Origin of the sequence: Streptomyces caelestis, from assembly GCF_001279005.1 — a bacterium.
Classification (GTDB): domain Bacteria; phylum Actinomycetota; class Actinomycetes; order Streptomycetales; family Streptomycetaceae; genus Streptomyces; species Streptomyces heliomycini.
Genome location: NZ_LGCN01000041.1, coordinates 1 through 873 on the forward strand (window position 1 = coordinate 1; position 873 = coordinate 873).

Genomic DNA, 873 nt, shown 5'->3' on the forward strand with positions numbered 1-873 from the left:
ACGGCCTCACGGTCAGCGGTGCCCGGCCGTCCCTCGTCGAGTACGTCCGTCAGCTCTGGGACCGGCGGCACTTCATCCTCGCCTTCTCCCGGGCGAAGCTGACCGCCCAGTACAGCCAGGCCAAGCTGGGTCAGCTGTGGCAGGTGGCGACGCCGCTGCTGAACGCGGCGGTGTACTTCTTCATCTTCGGTCTGCTGCTGGGCGCCCGCCGGGGGATCCCGCACGAGGTGTACGTGCCGTTCCTGGTGACGGGCGTGTTCGTGTTCACCTTCACCCAGAGCTCGGTGCTGGCGGGGGTGCGGGCGATCTCGGGGAACCTGGGGCTGGTGCGGGCGCTGCACTTCCCGCGTGCCTCGCTGCCGGTCTCGTTCGCGCTGCAGCAGCTGCAGCAGCTGCTGTTCTCGATGATCGTGCTGGTCGTCGTGGTGATGGCCTTCGGGAGCCCGCCGGCCCTGTCGTGGCTGCTGGTGGTCCCGGCGCTGCTGCTGCAGTTCGTGTTCAACACCGGGCTGGCGCTGATCTTCGCGCGGATGGGCAGCAAGACGCCCGACCTGGCCCAGCTGATGCCGTTCGTGCTGCGCACCTGGATGTACGCCTCCGGCGTGATGTTCAGCATCCCGGCGATGCTGCACGACAAGGACGTCCCCGGCTGGCTCGCCGAGGTGCTGCAGTGGAACCCGGCCGCCGTCTACATGGACCTGGTCCGCTTCGCGCTGATCGACGACTACGGCTCCGCGTACCTGCCCCCGCACGTGTGGGCGTTCGCGCTGGGCTGGGCGCTGCTGGCCGGCGTGATCGGGTTCGTCTACTTCTGGAAGGCTGAGGAGAGGTACGGCCGTGGCTGACACCACCGACGAGAAGATCCCCACGGTC

1 protein-coding gene is annotated in these 873 nt (G+C 68.5%); it reads left to right on the forward strand.

Annotated elements, in window-relative coordinates:
* A partial coding sequence (locus ADK41_RS05095) for an ABC transporter permease (RefSeq protein ID WP_030837558.1) occupies nt 1-845 on the forward strand: 845 nt, incomplete at its 5' end.
* Nucleotides 846-873: the final 28 nt, after the last annotated feature.